General features: G+C 57.6%; 22 protein-coding genes. 10 read left to right on the top strand and 12 right to left on the bottom strand.

What is annotated here, in order from left to right:
• Positions 1-23 precede the first annotated feature (23 nt).
• Both SJY29_RS00240 and SJY29_RS00235 read right to left on the bottom strand, forming a co-directional pair.
• Positions 24-1,199 (bottom strand): acetyl-CoA C-acetyltransferase, encoded by a 1,176-nt coding sequence (locus SJY29_RS00240; RefSeq protein WP_400085416.1) that lies wholly within the window; start codon positions 1,197-1,199, stop codon positions 24-26.
• Between the two features lie 149 nt (positions 1,200-1,348).
• Positions 1,349-2,155: an EAL domain-containing protein gene (locus SJY29_RS00235; protein WP_400085413.1), complete on the bottom strand. Its 807-nt coding sequence runs from the start codon at positions 2,153-2,155 to the stop codon at positions 1,349-1,351.
• A gap of 69 nt (positions 2,156-2,224) precedes the next feature.
• Between SJY29_RS00235 and SJY29_RS00230 the strand changes: the two genes are divergently transcribed.
• Positions 2,225-2,827: a DNA-3-methyladenine glycosylase I gene (locus SJY29_RS00230; RefSeq protein ID WP_400085410.1), complete on the top strand. Its 603-nt coding sequence runs from the start codon at positions 2,225-2,227 to the stop codon at positions 2,825-2,827.
• Here the strand turns inward: SJY29_RS00230 and SJY29_RS00225 are convergent.
• From SJY29_RS00225 to pgsA, 3 genes are read right to left on the bottom strand one after another with little or no spacing between them, the layout of a single operon-like run.
• The gene (locus SJY29_RS00225; RefSeq protein WP_055297101.1) at positions 2,814-3,254 is read right to left on the bottom strand and encodes a molybdenum cofactor biosynthesis protein MoaE; all 441 of its coding nucleotides are present in this window, start codon (positions 3,252-3,254) and stop codon (positions 2,814-2,816) included. The two genes, SJY29_RS00230 and SJY29_RS00225, sit on opposite strands and share 14 nt — an antisense overlap.
• A complete protein-coding gene (gene moaD, locus SJY29_RS00220) occupies positions 3,254-3,499 on the bottom strand; it encodes a molybdopterin converting factor subunit 1 (RefSeq protein WP_400085406.1) in 246 nt (81 codons plus the stop codon). Before moaD ends, SJY29_RS00225 begins: the two co-directional genes overlap by 1 nt.
• Positions 3,496-4,164 carry a CDP-diacylglycerol--glycerol-3-phosphate 3-phosphatidyltransferase gene (gene pgsA / locus SJY29_RS00215; protein ID WP_110279519.1) on the bottom strand — a complete coding sequence of 223 codons (669 nt, stop codon included), beginning with the start codon at positions 4,162-4,164 and terminating at the stop codon, positions 3,496-3,498. Before pgsA ends, moaD begins: the two co-directional genes overlap by 4 nt.
• A gap of 161 nt (positions 4,165-4,325) precedes the next feature.
• Between pgsA and SJY29_RS00210 the strand changes: the two genes are divergently transcribed.
• Genes SJY29_RS00210 through SJY29_RS00190 form a run of 5 tightly spaced genes read left to right on the top strand, consistent with a single transcriptional unit; the run spans position 4,326 to position 8,720 of the window.
• Positions 4,326-5,189, top strand: a complete 864-nt coding sequence (locus SJY29_RS00210; protein WP_400085403.1) for an FAD binding domain-containing protein — start codon at positions 4,326-4,328, stop codon at positions 5,187-5,189.
• Complete coding sequence (locus SJY29_RS00205; RefSeq protein WP_400085400.1) at positions 5,186-5,662, top strand: (2Fe-2S)-binding protein; 477 nt, start codon at positions 5,186-5,188, stop codon at positions 5,660-5,662. Before SJY29_RS00210 ends, SJY29_RS00205 begins: the two co-directional genes overlap by 4 nt.
• Before the next feature lies 1 nt (position 5,663).
• Positions 5,664-7,901 carry a xanthine dehydrogenase family protein molybdopterin-binding subunit gene (locus tag SJY29_RS00200; RefSeq protein WP_400085397.1) on the top strand — a complete coding sequence of 746 codons (2,238 nt, stop codon included), beginning with the start codon at positions 5,664-5,666 and terminating at the stop codon, positions 7,899-7,901.
• 5 nt (positions 7,902-7,906) lie between these two features.
• On the top strand, positions 7,907-8,152 hold the full coding sequence (locus SJY29_RS00195; protein WP_400085395.1) for a MoaD/ThiS family protein: 246 nt from the start codon (positions 7,907-7,909) through the stop codon (positions 8,150-8,152).
• A gap of 7 nt (positions 8,153-8,159) precedes the next feature.
• Entirely contained in the window at positions 8,160-8,720 is a 561-nt protein-coding gene (locus SJY29_RS00190; RefSeq protein WP_400085392.1) for an antibiotic biosynthesis monooxygenase family protein, read from the top strand.
• Here SJY29_RS00190 and uvrC read toward each other — a convergent pair.
• The 7 genes from uvrC to SJY29_RS00155 all read right to left on the bottom strand — a co-directional run bounded on the left by uvrC (position 8,717) and on the right by SJY29_RS00155 (position 15,383).
• Positions 8,717-10,585 (bottom strand): excinuclease ABC subunit UvrC, encoded by a 1,869-nt coding sequence (gene uvrC / locus SJY29_RS00185; protein ID WP_400085389.1) that lies wholly within the window; start codon positions 10,583-10,585, stop codon positions 8,717-8,719. The genes SJY29_RS00190 and uvrC overlap by 4 nt on opposite strands.
• A 284-nt stretch (positions 10,586-10,869) precedes the next feature.
• Positions 10,870-11,646 (bottom strand): SDR family oxidoreductase, encoded by a 777-nt coding sequence (locus tag SJY29_RS00180; protein WP_400085386.1) that lies wholly within the window; start codon positions 11,644-11,646, stop codon positions 10,870-10,872.
• Positions 11,643-11,810, bottom strand: coding sequence for a hypothetical protein (locus SJY29_RS00175; RefSeq protein ID WP_181417152.1), 168 nt, complete (start codon positions 11,808-11,810; stop codon positions 11,643-11,645). Before SJY29_RS00175 ends, SJY29_RS00180 begins: the two co-directional genes overlap by 4 nt.
• Positions 11,807-12,601, bottom strand: coding sequence for a S49 family peptidase (locus tag SJY29_RS00170; RefSeq protein ID WP_110279511.1), 795 nt, complete (start codon positions 12,599-12,601; stop codon positions 11,807-11,809). The genes SJY29_RS00175 and SJY29_RS00170 overlap by 4 nt, the downstream gene beginning before the upstream one ends.
• Before the next feature lie 38 nt (positions 12,602-12,639).
• Positions 12,640-13,401: an ABC transporter permease gene (locus tag SJY29_RS00165; protein WP_400085382.1), complete on the bottom strand. Its 762-nt coding sequence runs from the start codon at positions 13,399-13,401 to the stop codon at positions 12,640-12,642.
• The gene (locus SJY29_RS00160; protein ID WP_400085379.1) at positions 13,398-14,324 is read right to left on the bottom strand and encodes an ABC transporter ATP-binding protein; all 927 of its coding nucleotides are present in this window, start codon (positions 14,322-14,324) and stop codon (positions 13,398-13,400) included. The genes SJY29_RS00165 and SJY29_RS00160 overlap by 4 nt, the downstream gene beginning before the upstream one ends.
• Before the next feature lie 87 nt (positions 14,325-14,411).
• Complete coding sequence (locus tag SJY29_RS00155; protein WP_400085376.1) at positions 14,412-15,383, bottom strand: type I glyceraldehyde-3-phosphate dehydrogenase; 972 nt, start codon at positions 15,381-15,383, stop codon at positions 14,412-14,414.
• Between the two features lie 462 nt (positions 15,384-15,845).
• On the opposite strand from SJY29_RS00155, the gene SJY29_RS00150 reads away from it, so the two are divergent.
• The 4 genes from SJY29_RS00150 to SJY29_RS00135 are packed head-to-tail and all read left to right on the top strand — an operon-like array spanning position 15,846 to position 21,591.
• Entirely contained in the window at positions 15,846-18,131 is a 2,286-nt protein-coding gene (locus SJY29_RS00150) for a protein kinase (protein ID WP_400085373.1), read from the top strand.
• 58 nt (positions 18,132-18,189) lie between these two features.
• Positions 18,190-19,065 (top strand): FHA domain-containing protein, encoded by an 876-nt coding sequence (locus tag SJY29_RS00145; protein WP_110279506.1) that lies wholly within the window; start codon positions 18,190-18,192, stop codon positions 19,063-19,065.
• Entirely contained in the window at positions 19,049-20,104 is a 1,056-nt protein-coding gene (locus tag SJY29_RS00140; RefSeq protein ID WP_110279505.1) for a PP2C family serine/threonine-protein phosphatase, read from the top strand. Before SJY29_RS00145 ends, SJY29_RS00140 begins: the two co-directional genes overlap by 17 nt.
• A complete protein-coding gene (locus SJY29_RS00135; RefSeq protein WP_400085369.1) occupies positions 20,104-21,591 on the top strand; it encodes a hypothetical protein in 1,488 nt (495 codons plus the stop codon). The genes SJY29_RS00140 and SJY29_RS00135 overlap by 1 nt, the downstream gene beginning before the upstream one ends.
• Positions 21,592-21,736 lie beyond the last annotated feature (145 nt).

The following is a 21,736-nucleotide window of genomic DNA, read 5'->3' as shown; positions in this document are numbered from 1 at the left end:
GGCGCAACATTATTTCTCAAAAATTACGGGCGCTCGACACACATTGCAACGCCCATGCCGCCGCCGATGCACAGCGTGGCAAGGCCCTTCTTCGCACCACGGCGCTTCATTTCAAACAGCAGCGTGTTCAGAACGCGGCAGCCGGATGCGCCGATCGGGTGACCGATTGCGATGGCCCCGCCGTTGACGTTCACGATCGCCGGATCCCAGCCCATCTCTTTGTTGACGGCACATGCTTGGGCCGCGAAGGCTTCGTTCGCTTCGACAAGATCGAGATCTTCAACGTTCCAACCGGCCTTGGCCAGTGCTTTTTGCGATGCATAGATCGGGCCGACACCCATGATGGTCGGGTCAAGCCCGGCTGTGGCGTAAGACGCAATGCGCGCCAGCGGTTCGATACCGCGTTTTTCGGCCTCATCGGCAGACATCAGCAAGGTTGCCGCGGCACCGTCGTTCAGGCCAGAAGCGTTCGCCGCCGTCACAGACCCGTCCTTGGTGAAGGCAGGGCGCAGCTTTTGCATGGCTTCGATGGTTGCGCCGTGACGGATGTATTCGTCTTCATCAACGACAATATCGCCCTTGCGGGTTTTCACAGTGAAGGCTGTGATTTCATCGTCAAAGCGGCCTTCCTTTTGGGCCGCTTCCGCCTTGTTCTGCGACGCGACTGCGAATGCGTCCTGCATCTCGCGGGTGATCTGGTATTTCTCGGCCACGTTCTCGGCTGTCTGACCCATGTGATAGTTGTTGAACGCATCCCACAGACCGTCACGGATCATTGTGTCGATATAGGTCATATCGCCCATTTTGTGACCGGCGCGCAGGTTGGCAGCATGTGTCGAAAGTGACATGTTTTCCTGTCCACCAGCGGCGACAATAGACGCATCACCCAGTTGGATATGCTGTGCGCCCAGCGCAACCGCGCGCAGACCGGACCCACAGACCTGATTGATGCCCCAAGCAGCGGATTCTTTCGGCAGACCCGCGTTGATATGTGCCTGACGCGCGGGGTTCTGCCCTTGGGCGGCTGTCAGAACCTGGCCGAGGATCGTTTCGCTGACTTCAGATTTATCGATACCGGCACGCGCGACGACGGCTTCCAGAACGGTGGCCCCCAGATCATGTGCGGGTGTGTTTGCGAATGATCCGCCGAAACTGCCAACGGCGGTGCGTGCTGCGGATGCGATAACGACGTTCGTCATGGATGGTTCCCTTCAGGTTTTGGTCCAGCAAAAAGGTGCCAGTTCCACCCGACAGGTGCAAGCCAAACACCTTAGCCCATTGCCTCTTTGGGTATGCGCAATTGTGCTGAAAAGCAAATCAAAGCATCTGAGTACTTGGTAGATTTCTGCTAGAGCGCGGGTTTTGGCACGCCAAAGTAATACCCTTGCAAGCAATCCACACCGAGGCCTTCGAGAAATTCCGCCTCTGCCGCCGTTTCCACCCCGTCTGCAACGGCAAACATTTCAAACTGATGCGCGACTGTAATCAGCGCCTCTGCCAAAACCTGATTGTCGGGATCACGGTCAATGCCACGGATAAAGCTTTTGTCGATCTTCACCAGATCGAAGAAAAAGGATTTCAGATGTCGAAACGCGATAAAGCCCGCACCGAAGCCATCCAAAGCAAAGCCAACGCCCCGTGGTTGCATTTCGCTCATAAAGCGGATCACGTTTTCATGCAGCAACATGGCCGAGGTTTCGCTGATCTCAAAGATCAAGCGGTCCCCCAGATTGTTGCGGTCCAGAAGCCCGCGATCCAAGGTGCGCCGCCATTCACCATCACCAATGGAACGCGCCGAAAGGTTGACCGAAAGACGCAAGTCCGGGTTCTGACGCAGTTTGCGCAGGGCCAGTTCCAGCGACAGGCAATCAATCTGGCGGCCCATATCCGTGTCTTCGACCTGCGGCATAAAGTGGGCCGCAGGCAGAACCCGCCCACTTTCATCCGACAAACGCATCAGGCCCTCATAGAAGGCGACTCGGTGCTGCGCGTCGGATGTCACAACAGGCTGGAACGCCAATTGCCCACGCCCCGCTGCCAGCGCATCGCGCACCAGATACAGCACATCTGCATCACGGCTTGCCATTGCGTATCCGAATGGATCATCCAGCTCCTGCTTATCAACCTGCGCAAGGCTGAGCGTGGTGTTTTGCATCTGCGCACTCCATACTAAACTTGCGCAAGATGCCCCAGTTTGGGCTAACAACCGGTTAAGGACACCCGAATGAATGAACGTTGCAGTTGGGCCGGACCCGAGCAGATTTACATCGATTATCATGACACCGAATGGGGTGTGCCCGAGTATGACAGCCGCGCACTTTGGGAAAAGCTCATCCTGGACGGGTTTCAGGCGGGGCTGTCGTGGATCACGATCCTGAAAAAGCGTGAAAACTTTCGTGCAGCCTTTGCAGGTTTCGACCCCGATGTGATTGCGCAGTGGGGCGAGGCCGATGTTGCGCGTCTGCTGGGTGACGCCGGTATCATCCGCCATCGTGGCAAGATCGAAGCAACCATCGGCAATGCCCGCGCATGGCAAGAGATTGAGGCACGTCAGGGCTTTGACCGGTTCTTGTGGAATTATGTAGACGGGGTGCCGCTGCGCACAACCATTTCGAACCGGGCTGATATGCCGACACAATCACCTCTCTCGACGCAGATCTCAAAGGATTTGAAAAAGGCAGGGTTCCGGTTTTGTGGCCCGACGATTGTCTATGCCTTCATGGAGGCAACAGGGTTGATCAACAACCACCTTACAACGTGTCCCCGCCATGTCCCTTGCGCGGATCTGGCGCGCGATCCCGCCGATGTCTGGCCTACCAGCGTTTAAGCGCGTCCTCGTCGGCGTCTTTGGCATCAACCCATGAGGCGCCCTGCGCGGTCACTTCTTTCTTCCAGAACGGCGCGCGGGATTTCAGGTAATCCATCAGAAAGTCTGCCGCCTCAAAGGCCGCCGCGCGATGAGCGGACGCCGTGGCGACCATCATAATCGGTTCACCGGGTTTGAGCGGCCCATAGCGGTGGATCACCAACACATCCGCCAGCGCCCAGCGCGCGACAGCCTCATCCGCGATCGTAGCAATCGCGCGTGTCGTCATGCCGGGGTAGTGTTCGATCAGCATCTCTTGCAGGTCGCCTTGGGTGTCGCGGACAACGCCGGTAAAGCTGACAACAGCGCCAATATCGGTGCGCCCTTGCGCAAAGGCATTCAGCTCTGCGCCCGCGTCAAAAGGTTCTGCCTGCACACGAACCGTCATCAGCCGCCCGTCATCGGAGGGAAAAACGCAACCTCGCGCACACCATCAAGGGGCGCGTCGAAATCCGAGAGTTCCTGATCAAGTGCGACGCGCAGCGCGCTGATATCGGCAAAGGCAGCGGCATAGCGCTCTTCGCGCGCGCTGAGTTCCACAATCAGGTCGTTCACCGTTGCCGCACCCGTTTCTACCGTTTCTTGCGGCAGACCGATGCGTTCACGTACCCATGCAAAATAAACAACGTTCATATCTCACCATCCCGCAGAAAAGGCCGCGATTTATTGAAGTAATCCCAGCCGGTCACCAGTGTCAAAACCGCGGCGGCCCAGAGCATCACGATACCGCCCCACCAGCTAATGATCATGCCTTGGTATTTCCACCACAGACCCAACTCATCGGGGCCATTGCCAAAGATCGCGTCCTCGACCATCTCTTGTGTCATCGCGAGCGATTGCATCGCAAAATAATGCTCAAACGCGCCGGTCGCGAAAAGCATGGAAATCGCAACCATCTGGGCGGTTGTTTTCCATTTCGCAAGGTTCGTGACTTTCAGCGTACCAGCGGTATCGCCCAAAAATTCGCGCAGGCCAGAAACAAAAACCTCGCGGAAGATAATCACTGTGGCGGGCAGCAAAATCCACGGGTTCATGCCGGAAAAGCCCGTAATCACGACCAGCGCAATGATCACCATCGCCTTGTCGGCAATCGGGTCCAGCATCGCGCCAAGCTTGCTCTCCTGCTTCCATGCACGCGCCAGATAGCCGTCAAGAAAATCGGTCAGCGCCGCGACGATAAACAGCACGAGCGCGAACCAATCCGCCCAGGGCCGCGCGAAATAGAGAAACATCACCACAACACCGGGTGCTGCGGCCAATCGCAGGATCGTGAGGATATTTGGCAGGTTCAATGTCATAGATGAGTGGTAGCGCGGCGCGGCGTCCGATACCAGTAGGCGTGTCGAGAATCTGGCCCAATCCGGCGGGAATGGATTTGACCCTCTGGGACGTTCAAGACACAATGCGTCTGACGCGGTGCGCGTGCGCCGCAAATCCTACCGATATATGGGGATACCCAATGAGATACGTTAAGCCCGAGAGTTTTGAGGCGGCTGCAACCCTATTGCGTGACGAAACCGGCATTTCCCGCATTTTGGCGGGCGGCACCGATGTGCTTGTGCAGTTGAAGGCAGAGATGGTCGAGCCTGATCTGATGGTCGATCTCAAGCACCTGCCCGGCATGCGCGAAATCGTCGCTGAAGACGGTGGATTTCGCATCGGGGCTGCGGTGTCAGGCGCGGAACTGGGTGAACATGACGCGGTAAAGGCAATGTGGCCCGGCGTGGTGGAAGGGGTCGAGTTGATCGGCTCTTCCCAGGTCCAAAGCCGTGCGACGATGGCAGGCAACCTGTGCACCGGCTCACCAGCAGGCGATGCGGTGCCTGCAATGGTCACAGCAGAAGCGGTGGCGCGGGTGCACGGCCCTGACGGGGTCCGCGATGTGCCTGTTGTGGATATCCCGACAGGACCCGGCAAGAATTCTCTGAGCAAAGGGGAATTCATCACTTCGATCTATCTGCCTGCCCGCCCTGCGCATGCAGGTGACGCCTATTTGCGCTTTATTCCCCGCACCGAAATGGACATCGCGGTGTCATCGGCGGCTGTAAGCCTTGCGCTCGATGACGGTGGCACAGTCACATCCGCGCGCGTCGCGGTTGGTGCAGTGGCCCCGACGGTGCGCTTGGTAAAAGAAGCAGGGGCTGCGCTTGTCGGCTCAAAGCTGGATGACGCAGCCATCGCTGGAATGGTGCACGCGGTTGAAGCTGCCTGTTCGCCGATCACAGACAAACGCGGAACCATCGAATTCCGCACGAAAACAGCAGGGGTTCTCGCGAAACGCGCAGCCCTTATCGCCTACGGGCGCGCAGGAGGTCAGCTATGAAAACGATACCCGTTGCAACAACCATCAACGGTGATGAGACAGAATTCCTCTGTCACGCCGATGAAAGCCTTTTGGATGTATTGCGCGACCGGCTTGGGCTGACCGGCGCAAAGGAAGGCTGCGGCACAGGCGATTGCGGTGCCTGCAGTGTGATGATGAACGGGCGTTTGGTCTGTTCCTGTCTGGTGCTGGGCGTCGAAACCGAAGGTGCCGAGATTGAAACCATCGAAGGCATGGCCAAGGGTGATACCCTGCATCCCTTGCAACGTGTCTTTCTCGAAGAAGCCGCCTTGCAGTGCGGCATCTGCACGCCCGGCATTCTGGTGGCGGCCAAGGCGCTCTTGGAAAAGAAACCCGATCCAACCGACACCGAGGTACGCTATTGGCTGGCGGGCAATCTTTGCCGCTGTACCGGCTATGACAAAATCATCAAGGCGGTCCAGAAGGCCGCTGCAGAAATGAGGGCCGCATAACATGGCATTCGATGATCAGGTAAAGCGCAGGTTCAATGTTGTCGGCACCCGTGTGACCCGCCCGGACGGGATCGACAAGGTCACGGGCAAGGCCGCCTATGGCGCGGATATCTCTGCACCCGGTATGTTGCATGGCCGCATTCTGCGCAGCCCGCATGCCCATGCGCGGATCGTGTCGATTGATACATCCGAGGCAGAGGCGCTGGCAGGGGTGAAGGCCGTTGTCACAGGTGCTGACCTTGCGATGCCAGAGGATGCAGACTTTGCCGATGTGGCAATCAACTGTCTGGCGCGCGACAAGGTGCTTTACGATGGGCACGCTGTTGCCGCCGTGGCTGCCACCAGCAAGGCGATTGCAAAACAGGCGATCCGGCTGATTAAGGTGGAATACGAGGTTCTGCCCCATGTCACCGATGTGGACGCCGCGATGAAACCAGATGCACCCGTGGTGCAGGAAGGCCGCGCGCTTGAGAACGTGCCGGCAGGTATGTCGCAGAACGTGACCACCTACTGCAAATTCGGGCATGGTGATCTGGACGCAGGCTTTGCCAAGGCGGACAAGATCATCGAACGCAGCTTCAAAACCGCCGCGACCCACCAAGGCTATATCGAACCGCAGGCCTGCATGGCGAGCCTTGGCAATGATGGCCGTGGCGAGGTCTGGTGCTGCACCCAAGGCCAGTACATGGTGCGCGCGAATTGTGCTGCTGCTATGGGCGTAGAAGAAAGCCAGCTACGCATCACCGCATCCGAGATCGGCGGTGGTTTTGGCGGCAAGACATCGACCTTCATTGAACCTGTGGCGCTCGCGCTGTCGCGCAAGTCGGGCAAACCCGTCAAGATCGTGATGACCCGCGATGAAGTACTGAAGGCAACGGGGCCGACGATTTCATCGTCCATGGATATCAAGATCGGCATGACCAAAGACGGCCGCATTACCGCCGCGCGGGGCGAGTTGCGTTATTCGGGCGGGGCATATCCCAACTTCACCGTTGAAATGGGCGCACAGGCAGCCTTTGCCGCCTACGATCTGGAAGCGGTCGAAACGATCGGCTGGAACGCCATGACCAACCGTCCCAAGGAAATCCCCTACCGCGCCCCCGGTGCGCCCACAGCCATCTATGCGGTGGAAAGTGTGGTAGACGAGCTTTGTCAGGAACTGGGCCTTGATCCGCTGGATGTGCGCCTGATGAATGCGGCACGAAAGGGCACGCTGTCGTCCTACGGGCCGACATTCAACGACATCGGGCTGGTCGCCACGCTGGAGGCGGCGAAAGCGCACCCGCATTACACTGCCCCCCTCGGCCCGAACCAGGGGCGCGGGCTGTCCTGTGGGTTCTGGTTCAACTTTGGTGGCAACACCTGTGTGTCGCTGAACATCAACGATGACGGGACCGTGGGTGTGGTCGAAGGCAACCCCGATATCGGCGGCTCGCGCGCGTCGATTTCAATGATGGCAGCCGAAGAACTGGGCGTGCCCTATGACAAGGTCCGCACAGTGATCGCTGACACATCGTCTTTGGGCTTCAACGATATCACGGACGGCAGCCGCGTGACCTTTGCGGTCGGCCTTGCCACGATTGAGGCCGCGCGCGCCGCGATCAAAGAGATGTGCCGCCGTGTGGCGAAAATCTGGGATATCGACGAAGACGCGGTGATCTGGGAAGACGGCGCTGCCAAACCTGCTGGCCCCAACGCAGGCACGCATCCACCCATGACACTGGCCGAGATTGCCGCCATTGCAGGCAACACCGGCGGCCCGATTGCAGGCCACCATGAGGTCAATGCCGATGGCGCTGGCGTCAGCTTTGGTGTGCACCTCTGCGATACCGAGGTCGATCCCGAAACAGGCGCTGTCAAAATCCTGCGCTACACGGTGTTTCAGGACGCCGGCAAAGCGGTGCATCCAGATTACGTCGAAGGACAGATGCAGGGCGGGGCCGTGCAAGGCATCGGCTGGGCGTTGAACGAGGAATACATCTATGGCGAGGATGGGCGTTTGCAGAACCCTGCTTTCCTTGACTACCGCATTCCCGTGGCTTCGGACCTGCCACCAATCGAAACGGTAATCCTTGAAATCCCCAACCCCGGCCATCCCTACGGTGTGCGCGGCGTGGGCGAGACGCCGATCGTGCCCCCCTTGGCGGCCATCGCGAATGCTGTGTCACGCGCGGCAAACGTGCGGTTGACGGAATTGCCGATGTCGCCGCCACGTGTGTTGAAGGCAATCACGGGCTAGGGGCGATGGTCCGCGTCAAACTCTGGGGATCGCTGCGCACCTTCGCGGATGGCGCGGAATGGGTCGAGGTGGAGGCCAGCAACTTTAAGGAGTTGCTGGACGCTTTGGTCGAAAAATACCCCGGCCTTGCCCCGCAGATCAAACGGGGGGTGTCACTGGCACTGGACGGGGTGATCTACCGCGAGGCATGGTTCACGAAGATCGGGCCAGAGAATGAGGTGATTTTGATGCCTTATATGGTGGGGGGATGACTGCGAAATGCATGCGCTGTTTTTCGAGGTGCGCCCGAAACCCGGGCATCTGGCGCATTATTTTGAACATGTCGCGCTGTTGCGTCCGGTGCTGGCGAAACATACCGGCCTCGCGTTTCTGGATCGTTACGCCTCTCTGTCTGATGCGGATGTGATCCTCTCGCACCAGCTTTGGGAAAGTGAAGAGGCTATTGTCGCTTGGCGCAAAGATGCAACGCACCGGCGGTCGCAAACCGCAGGGCGGCAGGTGCATTTCACCGACTACCGTATTCGTGTGGGCGCGCGGGTCTTGCACTGGAAAGGTGGCGAGGTAACACCTTTAGGGGCGTCTGATAGTTCACATGTCGTCGCACTTTATGGAACGGCACCTGTGACGAACCCCGCCTTTAGCGGCTTCGAAAGCGTCAATCACAAGGGCCAGTTTATTGCATTGGCGACGGTGGATGGCGCTGCGGCCGCGCAGGCGTTGCTTGATCAACACCTTGGCACGTCCGGTTTGGAAGAGGCTGCGATCTACAGAATCCGCCGCGACTACGGTCAGCATGACCGGACGCAAGCGCCGACTTAACCATTCTCATGGAAGTAATCATATACCGTCTGCGCCAGCTTTGCTGACACCCCGTCCACTGCTTTTAAATCCGCCAGATTCGCACGCGCCACCGCTTTGGCCGACCCGAAGTGGGCCAGCAGGGCCCGCTTGCGTGTCGCACCTACGCCCGGCACATCGTCCAGCGGCGTGGCCCCAATGGCCTTGGACCTTTTCGCACGGTGGGTGCCGATGGCAAAGCGGTGCACCTCGTCCCGCATCCGTTGGATGAAATACAGCACAGGGTCATTATGGCGGAGCGCCATGACCGGTTTGCCGGTGCGGTGGAATTCCTCTTTGCCCGCATCGCGGTCTTCGCCTTTGGCGACGCCCACCATCGGAATATCGCTGACGCCCAGCGTATCCATGATCTCGCGCACAGCACTGACCTGCCCCTGCCCGCCGTCGATCAGCAAAAGATCAGGCCACGTCCCTTGCGTCCGTTCGGGGTCTTCTTTCAAAAGGCGCTGGAAGCGGCGGGTCAGGACCTCTTTCATCATGCCGAAATCGTCGCCCGGTGTCAGGCTATCGCCCTTGATGTTGAATTTGCGGTACTGGTTTTTGTCAAAACCATCCGGCCCTGCCACGACCATCGCCCCCACAGCATGGGCGCCTTGGATGTGCGAGTTATCATACACCTCGATCCGCTGGGGCACCTTTTCCAGATCAAAGGCCTCAGCCACGCCTTTCAGCAAACGCGCCTGCGTGGCGGTTTCGGACATCTTGCGTGCAAGGCTCTCGCGGGCATTGCGCAGCGCGTTTTGCACCAGCTCCGCCTTTTCGCCGCGCTGGGGGACCATGATTTCGACCTTGCGTTCGGCTTTCTCGGCCAAGGCGGCGGCCATCAGATCGTCGTTGTCCAGACCGTGTGACAGGATCAAAAGGCGGGGTGGTTCGCGGTTGGAATAAAACTGGCCGACAAAGGCCTCCATCACCTCAGACATATCCTCATCCCCGCTGATGCGCGGATAGTAATCGTGATTGCCCCAGTTCTGGTTCGCACGGATAAAGAACACCTGCACGCAAGCCTGTCCGCCGTCCGTATGAAGCGCGATCACATCAGCCTCGGCCGTGTTCTGCGGGTTGATACCTTGGGCAGATTGCACTTGGGTCAGCGCCTTGATCCGGTCACGCAACGCCGCCGCGCGTTCGAATTCCATCGCCTCGGACGCGTCTTGCATCTGTTTGGCAAGCGTTTCCTGAATACCTTTGGTGCGGCCTTGCAGGAATTTCTCGGCATCGCGGACCGAACCGGCGTAATCTTCTTCGGAAATCAGGCCACAACACGGACCAGAGCAGCGTTTGATCTGATATTGCAGGCAGGGCCGCGTGCGCGTTTCAAAATCACTGTCCGAACAATTGCGCAGAAGGAACACACGCTGCAACTGGTTCAGCGTGCGGTTCACTGCACCGGCACCCGCAAAGGGACCGTAGTAGTTCCCTTTCTGGTTCTTAGCACCCCGATGCTTTTTGATCATCGGAAAATCATGGTCTTTCGTGACCAGAATATTGGGAAAGGATTTGTCGTCGCGCAGCAGCACATTGTAGCGCGGTTTCAACTGCTTGATCAGGTTCTGCTCAAGCAACAAGGCTTCGGTCTCTGTCCGCGTCGTCAGGAACATCATCGTCGCAGTTTCGCGGATCATCCGCGTAATGCGGGGCGAGTGATTGCCGGGGCGGGAATAATTCGACACCCGCGCCTTGAGGTTCCGCGCCTTGCCGACATAGAGCACACGGCTGTCCGCATCGAGCATCCGGTATACCCCGGGCGAACTGTCCAGCGTCCGCAAATACGCATGGATCACGTCATATCCGGTGGGGATTGGCTTGCTTGGCTGCTCTGTCATCTGTCTGGTCTGTGATTCTGGTCTGTCTGCAATGGTAACGCGCCAAGGACAAGTGAAAAGGCATCCACTGTTTCTGTGGATAACTCCGTGGGTTATTCTTGGGCAGGTGGAAATTTCTGTTGTATTTAGCAGGGTTCGGCTGTTTGCGCAAAAAATAGGCACTTTCCCAAGGCATTGAAAAAGAACACTATTTTTATTGCAAATTCGTTAACACCTTGAAAAATAGGCGGTTTGTGACGTTTTTGTGAAGACGCGCGCGCGCGGTGCACAACTTGCCGTAGGTGTTATTCCAAACCCAACACGTCAGGCGTCTCCCACGCGAGGTGCTGCCCCCCGTCCACAGCCAGCATTTGCCCCGTCACAGCAGGCGCATCGAGAAAATATCCAAGGGCGGCGGTGATGTCGGCAGGGTTTGCCCCCCGCTTCAGGATCGTCGCGGCGCGCTGCCTCGAGAAGTGCTCTTTGCTCTGCCTGTGACCCTGCAATGTCGGCCCCGGGCCGATCCCGTTGACCCGCACGCGGGGGGCCAATGCCTGCGCCGTCGTACGCGTCATCGCCCAAAGGCCCATCTTGGCGATTGTGTAGCTCATGAACTCGGGCGTGAGTTTATGGATGCGTTGATCGAGCATATTGACCACAAGGCCCTGGGCAATCGGTTCGCCCTCAGCGTCAGGCTTGGGTTCAGGCACTCGCGCTGCGAAATGCTGCGACAGCACGAAGGGTGCACGCAGGTTGGATTCAATATGCCTGTCCCAGCTTTCGCGGGTGGCGGAGGTGACGCTGTCATGCTCAAAAATCGAGGCGTTGTTCACAAGGCAGGTAAGCGGACCGCCCAGCGCCTCTGTCGCGCGACCGACCAACGCCTGCGTCGCATCTTCGTCCAAGAGGTCCGCCTGTAGCGCGACGCCCTGACGCCCCAGAGCTGCAAGCTGGGCCACAGTTTCGCGCGCACCGGCCTCTGATCCGGCATAATGCACGGCCACATCAAAGCCGCGCTGCCCCAGATAAAGCGCCATCGCCTGACCCAAACGCGCCCCGGCGCCTGTGACCAGCGCCCTCATTTCAGCTTCTTCTCGCACTGACACGGGCCTTTACCAATCCGGTACCGCAGGCATTTCGGGCATTTTGCCTGCGCCAGACGCGCCTGACCCGGGAAACGCCATTTGCCGAACATCGCCAACACCAGCATGAAGGCCAGAAAGATAAAGATCGCTTTCAGGATCACAGGCCAAACCTCGCAAAAGCCGCGCGCTCTTCAATGCCTGCGACCGCATCGTCGACAATCCGCGCACCAAAGCGGGCAAAGAGCGGTTTTTTCTGATCATAGCGTTTGAAGGTAACCTTGTCGCCAAAGCGTTCTTTCATCACGGGCACCAGATGGCCGATCCCGTCGACCAAACCCTCATCAACACCTTTCTGGCCAATGTAGACTTCACCGGTGAACAGATCTGGATTATCCGACAGCTTGGTCCCGCGCCGCGATTTCACGTAGTCGATGAAGGTCGCGTGCAGGTCTTCCAACCAACCCTTGAGCTTTTTCACATCAGCGGGTTTTTCGGGCTTGAACGGGTCCATCATGGATTTGGATTTGCCGGCGGTATGTACGCGGCGTTCAATACCGATTTTTCCGATTGCATCAGTCGCACCGAAACCCGCGCTGATCACGCCGATGGATCCGGTGATCGAGCAGGGATCGACAAAAATTTCGTCCGCAGCACAAGCGAGCCAGTAGCCACCGGAGGCCGCCACATCTTCAACAAAAGCAAAGACGGGGACTTTCTTTTCGTCCGCCAAGCGCCGGATGCGTGATGCGATCAGGGAAGACTGCACCGGTGATCCGCCCGGGCAGTTGATTTCCAGCGCGACGGCCGCAGGCTTGCCTTTGCCAAAGGCCTTTTCAATGACAGGCGCAAGGCCGGGGTTATCAAGCCCCCGACCAGAATTGACGATCGCGCCCTGCAGCCGGATGACGGCGACAAAGGGCTCGGACTTCATGAATGGAATAAAACGTTTCATGCCAACTTACTTAGCCCTTCCCAAGCAGGGCGCAAGGGTTACTGCCTGATCCGCCATCCCGTGCGGAAAATCCACCAGATGACCATCAGACAGATTGCAGTAAAGAGTGCGATGGCAAAGAGCGAGGCACCGATCCCGACATCCGCCTGCCCGAAGAAGGACCAACGGAAACCGCTGATCAGATAGACGACCGGATTAAACAGGGTGATGGTCTGCCAAACGGGCGGCAACATCGTGATCGAATAGAAAGACCCGCCAAGGAAAACCAGTGGCGTAATCACCAGCAGCGGGATCAGTTGCAGTTGCTCGAAATTGCCCGCCCAGATGCCGATGATGAAACCCAAAAGCGCAAAACTGACGCAGGTCAGGACAAGGAAGGCTATCATCGCCAAGGGGTGCGCAATCTGGATATCGACGAAGAAGAACGACGTCACAAGGATCACAACACCGATGAACAGCGCCTTGGTCGCAGCAGCACCCACATAGCCTGCCACAACTTCAAGAAAACTGATCGGCGCGGAGAGAAGCTCATAGATTGTCCCGATGAATTTCGGGAAATAGATGCCGAAACTGGCGTTGGTGGTCGCCTGGGTCATGACCGACAGCATGATGAGACCGGGCACGATAAATGCGCCGTAGCTTACGCCCTCAACCTCATCAATGCGGCTGCCGATGGCAGCGCCGAAGACGACGAAATAGAGTGCGGTGGACAGCACCGGCGAAATAAAGCTCTGGGTGATCGTCCGGAAGAACCGGCGCATCTCAAAGACGTAGATTGTCCAAATCGCGTTCAGGCTCATGTGGTTTCCTTTACAAGGCCGACGAAGATATCTTCGAGGCTGCTTTGTTGCGTTTGCAGGTCTTTCATCTGCAAACCGGCCTTTTGCAGGTCGGCCAGAAGGGTGGTGATGCCCGTCCGCTCGCCTTTGGTGTCGTAGTGGTAAAGTAACGATAACCCGTCGTCGGCGCGGGTCAGCTCATAGTCAGCCAGCGCATCCGGGATCGTCTCGACCGCTGAGGACAATTCGATTTTCAACTGCTTGCGGCCCATCTGTGACATCAGATCGGCCTTGTTCTGTACCAGCAGGATTTCACCCTTGTTGATCACGCCGATACGATCGGCAATTGCCTCAGCCTCTTCGATGTAGTGGGTGGTGAGGATGATCGTAACACCCGAGGCTTTAAGTTTAGCGACAACCTCCCACATGTCTTTGCGCAGTTCGACATCGACGCCGGCTGTGGGTTCATCCAGAAACAACACACGGGGTTCGTGGCTAAGTGCCTTGGCGATCAGCACACGGCGCTTCATGCCACCCGAGAGCGTCATCACCTTGTTGTCCTTTTTGTCGTAAAGCGACAGCTGCTTGAGGATATCCTCAAGGTAGGCATCGTTGCGGGGCTTCCCGAAAAGGCCACGCGAAAAGCGCACGGTGTTCATCACCGTTTCAAAAGGTTCAAGATTGATCTCCTGCGGGACCAGGCCGATGAGGGCACGCGCGGCACGGAATGCTTTTTGCGTATCATGCCCGCCTACAGTGACGGTGCCCGAGGTTGGCACAGTGATCCCGCAGATCGTGGAAATCAGCGTCGTTTTGCCTGCGCCATTGGGACCAAGCAAAGCGAGGATTTCGCCCTCCTCGATGTCGAGGTTCACGGATTTGAGCGCCTCAAACCCGCCAGCATAGGCTTTGCGCAGTTTTTGGACGGAAACGATTGCGGACATATTGGTGCCTTTGTGTTGGTCGCTGCTATCTAGCGCACCCAGCGCAAAAGAAAAACGCGCCACGGGGTGTGCACAGGCGCACAGTGATCACACCATCCGCGTCGCCACATCCAGCATCCGGCACGAAAAGCCCCATTCGTTGTCGTACCAGCCAAAGACCCGCAAGAGTCCGCCTTGGGTAACGCGGGTTTCAGGTAGCGACACCACAAGGCTTTCGGGCCGCGCGCGCAGATCAGTTGAGACAAGCGGTTTGTCAGTCCAGCCGATAATGCCGGATTGGGCCCGCAAGACGGCATGGACGTCTGCGCGGGTCACTTGGCTGTCCAGCGTGACGGACAGGTCGACGGCAGACACAGAGGCGACGGGAACGCGCACCGCTGCGGCCTCGATCCGGCCCGCAATATCGGGCAGCACTTCGTTCAGAAGCCGCTGGGCCGAGGTTGTGGTCGGTACCATTGACAAGGCAGCGGCACGGCTGCGCAGTGCGTCGTCCCGTGGCGCATCAATGCTGGGCTGGCTGCCGGTATAGCAATGGATCGTTGTCATCCAGCCGGTTCGCAAGCCCCAAGTATCATCAATGAGTTTCACCAAAGGGGCCAGCGCGTTGGTTGTGCAAGAGGCATTCGACACAATGGGCTGATCATTGAGATTGGCTTCATTCGCCCCCAAGACCACGGTCAGGTCTGCTGCAGAGGACGGTCCCGAAATCAGCACACGCCGCGCGCCTGCGTGCAAACCGCGTTCTGCAACAGCGCGGCTTTCCGCCTTGCCGGTACATTCAAGCACGATGTCGACGCCCGACAAATCCAGCGTCGAGATGTCGGAGGTCCGCGTGAGAGGGATCGCCTTTGCGTCAACGACAAGCGCACCGTCCGCATAGGTTACATCGCCCGCAAAAGGCCCGAAAACGCTGTCGTACTCAAACAGATGTGCGCAGAGAGCGGGATCAGCAATATCGTTGATCCCGACAATCTCAATATCAGGCCAAGCACCTGTCGCATGGGCCCGCAGCATTGTCCGGCCAATTCTGCCGAACCCGTTAATGAATACACGCACCATCTGAACGTCCTTACTGTGTTATCGCGGATGCTGCACCTTTCGCGCAGGCACCACAAGCGAGGCTTGTTCGTAAAGACGTATGAAAAGGCATCAGAGAATCGCGCCGATTCCCACCGCAATCGCGGACAGAATCAGGAAAAAACCTCGTTTCGCCCCCTGCCGAGCAACAAAGGCATTCTGCAAAATACGAAAAACGCGGGTATTCTCCCTTGGCGAAAGCCCATCTCGAAGTGGATCGCTGCAGGAACCTCAAAGCTTTGAGTTTTCAGTTAAAACAAAGGCAAATAGGCGATTTCCCGCCGGTCACTGTTTCTGCTGTCTGATCTAATAGTGCAGAGTACAAAAGATTAAGAACCACTAAACAACAAGTTAGTGTCACTTTTTGGCCTAATTTGAATGAGACCAACATGATCGAAGACGAATGACCGTCGTGTGAGTGATGTTTGAAAGCTGGGTAGACAGATGGCTAAGGCGCAAGTGAAAGAAGATACGACTGAAAAGGATAGCTTCGTTGATGAGCTGAAGCCGGGCACAAAGCTGATGCACGGCCAGTATACAATCGAGAGCTTTCTGAATGCTGGCGGTTTCGGCATTACGTATTTGGCCAAGGATAGCCTCGATCGTAAAGTCGTTATCAAGGAATGCTTCCCCGGCGCCTTCTGCCGTCGCAGCCGCTACGTGGTGCAGGCGCGTTCGCGCGCTCACCAGAACGAGTTGAAATCAATTGTCCGCCTCTTCGTTCAGGAGGCCCGCAGCCTCGCGAAGCTGAACCATCCGAACATCGTCGGTGTGCATCAGGTTTTCGAAGACAACGAGACCGCCTATATGGCTTTGGACTTTGTGACGGGTCGCGACCTTCTTGATACCATCGAAGACCCAAACCACGGCCTGAACGCGACACAGATCAAGTCGATCCTGAAAGAAGTGTTGGGCGCGGTTGGGTTCATCCATGACCAAGGCATCCTTCACCGCGACATCTCGCCCGACAACATCCTGATTAACAAGGATTTCCATCCTGTCCTGATCGACTTTGGTGCCGCCCGCGAGGAAGCAACAAAGCAAAGCCGCGTGCTGTCTGCATTGCGTGTCGTGAAAGACGGCTACTCTCCACAAGAATTCTACATCGCAGGGTCCGAACAAAGCCCAAGCAGCGACCTCTATGCCTTGGGTGCGTCGTTCTACCACCTTATCAACGGCGATGTGCCGCCGAACTCACAGGCCCGCCTGGCCGCTATCGCGTCTGGTGAAGCAGATCCCTATGAGCCGCTTGCAGGTCGTTTTAGCGAGTATGAACCGTCTTTCCTTGCGGCGATCGACAAAGCGCTTGCTGTCCTTCCAAAGGACCGCGTCCAGTCCGCTAAGGAGTGGATGGAGATCATGGAAGGCGGGCAAAGCAATGTTACGCCCCTTAAAGTTGGTGCGGCAGTTGCAGCCGAGCCACAAAAGTCTGCAAAAAGCGCCCCCGTTGCCGCTGCACCAGCGAAGAAATCCAACATGCCAGTTTTGCTGGGTTCTGCGGCTGCAGTCGCCCTGCTGGTTGGTGTCGGCGTTATGACAATGACCGGCGGCGAGGATGCCCCGGTTACAGCGCAAGAACCTGTCGCAGCCGCAGCGCCTGCTGCAGTTGAAGCACCGGTTGTTGCTGAAGCACCTGCCGAGCCAGTCTTCACACCAGCACCAGCACCAGCGGCTACCCCAGAAGCAGCCGCAGATCCTGTCGTGGCCGACGTGCCAGCCTTTCTTGCGCCACGCGAAGAGGCCCCTGCACCTTCTGTTGCCGAAGAACTGGCCGCGTCAGTTGCCGCAGAGCAGACCCCTGCAATCACACAAGAGCCGGCGCCAGAAGAGACCGCCATTGTCCCGCCTGCTGTCATCGAACCACCTGTCGCGGCCGTAGCGCCGACACCAACGGTGCGTCCGGCTGCACGGCCCGAGAGCGTCGAAATCGCGGCTTTGCCTGAGCCAGAGCCGCTGCCAGAGCCAGTTGCAACACCGCAGCCTGCGGCTGATCAGCCTGTTTCCGGTGACGTTTTGACAACAGCAAACCGTCCGGTAGAAGCATCCGAAATTGCGCCAGTTGCACTGCCAACCACACCTGAAAATGTCGAAAGCGTCGGTGCAGGACCAGCAGTCGAGATCTCGGCAGTAACACCCGGAAATGAACTGCCACCTGCAGCCGCCCCTGTCACCGGGTCTTGGACTGTGCAGCTGCCTTTCACCGCTGCCGGCGAGCAGTCGAATATTGTAGCCGAAGCCGGCCCGATTTCGCCTGTCTGGGTTGAGCCTGGCCTTGTGATCGTGGCTGTGAATGGCATCGGTATCGATGCAATTTCTGATATTCCAGAAGCGCTGCGCCAGCAAATCGGTGACGGCGAAGTCGCACCGACAATTCCGGTCGCTTTCAACACAATCAAGCCATCAACCGGCGATTTCGTCCAGTATAACTGGGTTGTTCCGGTCGTACAGAACGTCACACTGGTCGATGGGACGGCGTTCCAGACAGCGTTCTCTGGCACTGGCTGGACAACAACAGTCGTAACACTTGATCAAGTCGAACAAGGCGGTCTGGAAGTAGGCGATGTGATCACCTCTTATATTTCGACAGGTGAAACGATTGATCAACGCGACTCGATTATGAACATTTTTGAGCGTGAGCTCGCGGACGGAACGGAACAATTCAGTTTCGCAGTGCAGCGCGATGGCGGCCTTTGGGTGGCTTCGCACACGGTATCCGGCGCGGCAGAGTAAAATATGTCACAGCGGTCCAGCAGGACCGCCCGACATCAGTAAATTGGAGGGTAGCAAGATGAAATTCATTCGTGATCTACTTGGAAAGAAACGCAGCGATACAAATACACGGCGCGCGAGTTCCGTGGAATCTCTGGAGCAATCCTATCGTGATACGATCGGATCAATAGTGGACGAGGCTGCGCCTTTGAGCAAACCTGCAGTCGCTACTCCCCTTCAGACGAACGCCGCAACCGATGTGCGGGTTGTCAGCGCAGAGCAGGCACCGGCAGCGCCAACAGCACCCGCTGCACCTGCAGCACCTGCGGCAGTGAATATCTGGGATCTAGAGGATGACGGGACATCAACCGCCCTTCCGGAGCCGACAGCACCGATTGCACCGGTACGTCCCGTTGCGGCACCTGTTGCAGAGCAGGCAGTCGCTTCTGCAGCGGCAGCACGGTCACCCGCGCGGTCGCGTCGCACAAAGACACGCCTGATCGGCTTTGACAAATCCGATGGTGATGTTGTCGACCTGTTCAACGACGCCCAAAAGGCCGCACCCACCAAGAGCGTGCGCTTCCCTGTTGGCTGGATTGTTGTTGCCGAAGGACCGGGACGTGGCGAAAGCTTCTCTCTCATGGCGGGTATGTCACAGATCGGCCGTGGCGAGGACCAGGCGATCCAGCTCGATTTTGGTGACAACTCGATCTCGCGTTCGAACCACGCCGCAATTGTTTATGACCCCGACACCAAGGAATTTCTGCTTGGGCATGGCGGCAAGTCAAATATTGTACGCCTGAACGACAAGCCTTTGATCAGCAACGAAACGCTGAAAACCGGCGACGTCATCCGTATCGGCGAGACTGTGCTGCGGTTTGTTGCGCTTTGCGACAAATCTTTCAACTGGTCGGATGGTGCGACCGAGGAGGACGAAGATGTGGCGATCGCCTGAACCACGTTTTGACGTCGCATCTGCGATCTGTCAGGGCGGGCGTGACTATCAAGAAGACGCAATCGTCACTGATTTCCCTTTTGGGGCGGATAGTGGTGTGGTTGTGCTTGCCGACGGCATGGGCGGCCATGCGGCCGGTGATGTTGCCAGCAAGATTGTCGTCACCGAAGTCTTTAGCGAGCTCAAGTTCGAAAGCGCGAATTTTGCCGATTTCGAAGGTGAAATTCCACGCTTCCTGACCGAAGCTGCGGCGAACGCCAACGGCTATGTCCGTGAACATGTGCAGGCACATCCCGAGACACGCGGCATGGGGGCGACACTTGTTTCTGTCGTTCTGGTCGAGAACCGGATGTACTGGATGTCGATTGGCGACAGCCCGTTGTACCATTATCGCAATGGCACGATGAAGCAGCTGAACGAAGATCATTCGATGGCGCCGCAGATCGACTTTATGGTCCAGCAAGGTTTGCTGGATGAAGAAGCCGGCAAGAACCATCCTGACAGGAACTGTCTGACGTCGGTGATATTGGGTGATCGCGTGACGAAATCGGATTGCCCGAAAACGCCTTTCGAGTTGCAGGTCGGTGATATCGTTGTCGTCTCAAGCGACGGTCTGCAGTATCTGGAAGATGCAAAGATCCAGAAAATCCTGCACCGCTATCGCCGCAAGAAGGCGGCCGAGATTGCGGGCTATCTGCTGGAGGCAATCGAGGCGCTGGCTGACCCCGATCAGGACAACTGCACGTTCTCGGTGATCAAACTGAACCACAACAAGCCTGTCATCCGCGCAATCCGCGCCAAGCCTGTTGGCCATGTCGATCATCAGACCTCGACGGTCACACGTGTTGTTGAGTTGGACGACATTGAAAAGGTTGCGGCAAAGACGAAAAAGCCGAAGGAAGTCGCTGCAAATAGCGCGCCGACCGTGATTAAGGAAGTCAGACCGCTCAAAAAGGTCGAGCTGAATGATGAAACCGATTTGACACAGGAGGTTGATGCGGCTGAGCCGCCGGCTAAGATAGCCGCCGGAGGCAAGTAATGTCGAATCAATCACTGGGAAACCGGGTCCAAACAGAATTGAAGCAGGCCGTGCTAAGTGGCCTGCTTCCTGATTCTGACCATGAAAAAGCGGAACTGCTGCTTGAGCGCCTGCAAAAGCCGGTACGTCTGGCCATCCTCGGCATGCCTGAATCCGGAAAATCGAGACTGCTGAATTTGCTTGTGGGCGCAGATGTCATCCCTGAGGGGGTGCATTTGCCAACGATGCAACTGGTTTATGGCGAAAGTGAAAAATCGGTCTGCACCCTGGCTGATGGATCCAAAGAAGAGTTCAATGCCGTCGATTCCGATATGATCGCAGGCCTGTCCCCGGTCTTTGTGGAAATGCAGATGCCTCTGCCGGCCCTGAACAAGATTTCGGTTCTCGAAGTCGTCGCCCCCAATGACACGAACGCCGTGCACCGTGCATCGCAATGGGCATCCAAGCGCACGGACGTCGCACTTTGGTGCACACGCGGCTTCACCGAACCCGAGCAACGCATTTGGGCAACCATGCCTGACCTGATCAAGGATCACGCGTTCTGCATGGTCACACATGCCGATTTTCTAAAGGCGCAAGGGCTTTATGAGGCCGCAGTCGGCGCAATCTCTGCGGCTGCAGGGGATGAATTCAATGCGGTTCTGGCGATTGCCACGAACCAGGCACTTTCAGCGCGGCTTGCAGATGGCACTGTCGACAAGGACGTCATGCGCGAGAGCGGCGGATCCGCGCTGATCTCGGCGGTTCTCAAACAGGTCGAGCGCGGCCGTCAGTCTGCGGTGGATCAGGCTGATGTTCTGCTGCATCAGTATGCCGATCTGTTGGGCCCCTTAAAGGATGCCCCTGTTGCGCCAGAGGTAAGCACACCGCCAGAGCCTGCGCCAACACCAGAACCGGTGGTCGCCAAAGGTCCTGCCGCGCCTGTTGCTGCTGCCGAGAATGCGCAAGCAGAGGCGCCGAAACCGGCAGCTAGCCCAGCTGAAGCAAAGCCCGCGACACGCGACGCCATTTCGCGCCTGCGCGAGATCGCCGCCCGCAAGAATGTGTCCCGGGACCTTGCGTTCGAGGAAGCGGCGAAACCTGAGAAGACGCCTGCACCAGAACCGCAGGCAGAGGCTGAAGCGGAGGAACCAGCCGCGGCTGCCGCGGAACCGCTGCAAGCTGCCACACGCGACGCCTATGAGCATGTTATCGCCTACCTTGAAGAGCACGGTGCAGAGCTTGAATCCGTGCTGAAGAAACAAGGCGAAGATGGCCCTGCCGAAGTCATGGCGATGGCTGTGGATCACATACAATGGCTTTGTGATTATCTGAACGAAAACGGTGATGCCGCAGACACTTCATTGCAACGCACCCGCGATACCGCTTTTGACGCCGCAGACATGGTGCAATTGATGCAGATGGAAAAACAAGGCAGCGCAGCCCTTGAAGCCGTCAGCCTCATGCTACAGATTAAACGAGAACTGCAGGCTGACTTGGCTGCGTAACCCACGTTGTCGCTTGTGAAATTTTTAAGCTAAGCGCCATACTTTTGCCGTGCGGATCTGTTTCCATTATGGCAATAAAGACGGTGCTTTTCTTGCTATTTAGCGACGAGCGGGACCGCGCAAAGCTGTGGTACGATCAATTTGT

It is taken from the genome of Yoonia sp. R78084 (genome assembly GCF_044595625.1).
Lineage (GTDB): Bacteria > Pseudomonadota > Alphaproteobacteria > Rhodobacterales > Rhodobacteraceae > Yoonia.
The sequence above is the reverse complement of the archived record's forward strand: the minus strand, read 5'-3'. Positions and strand labels throughout refer to the sequence as shown.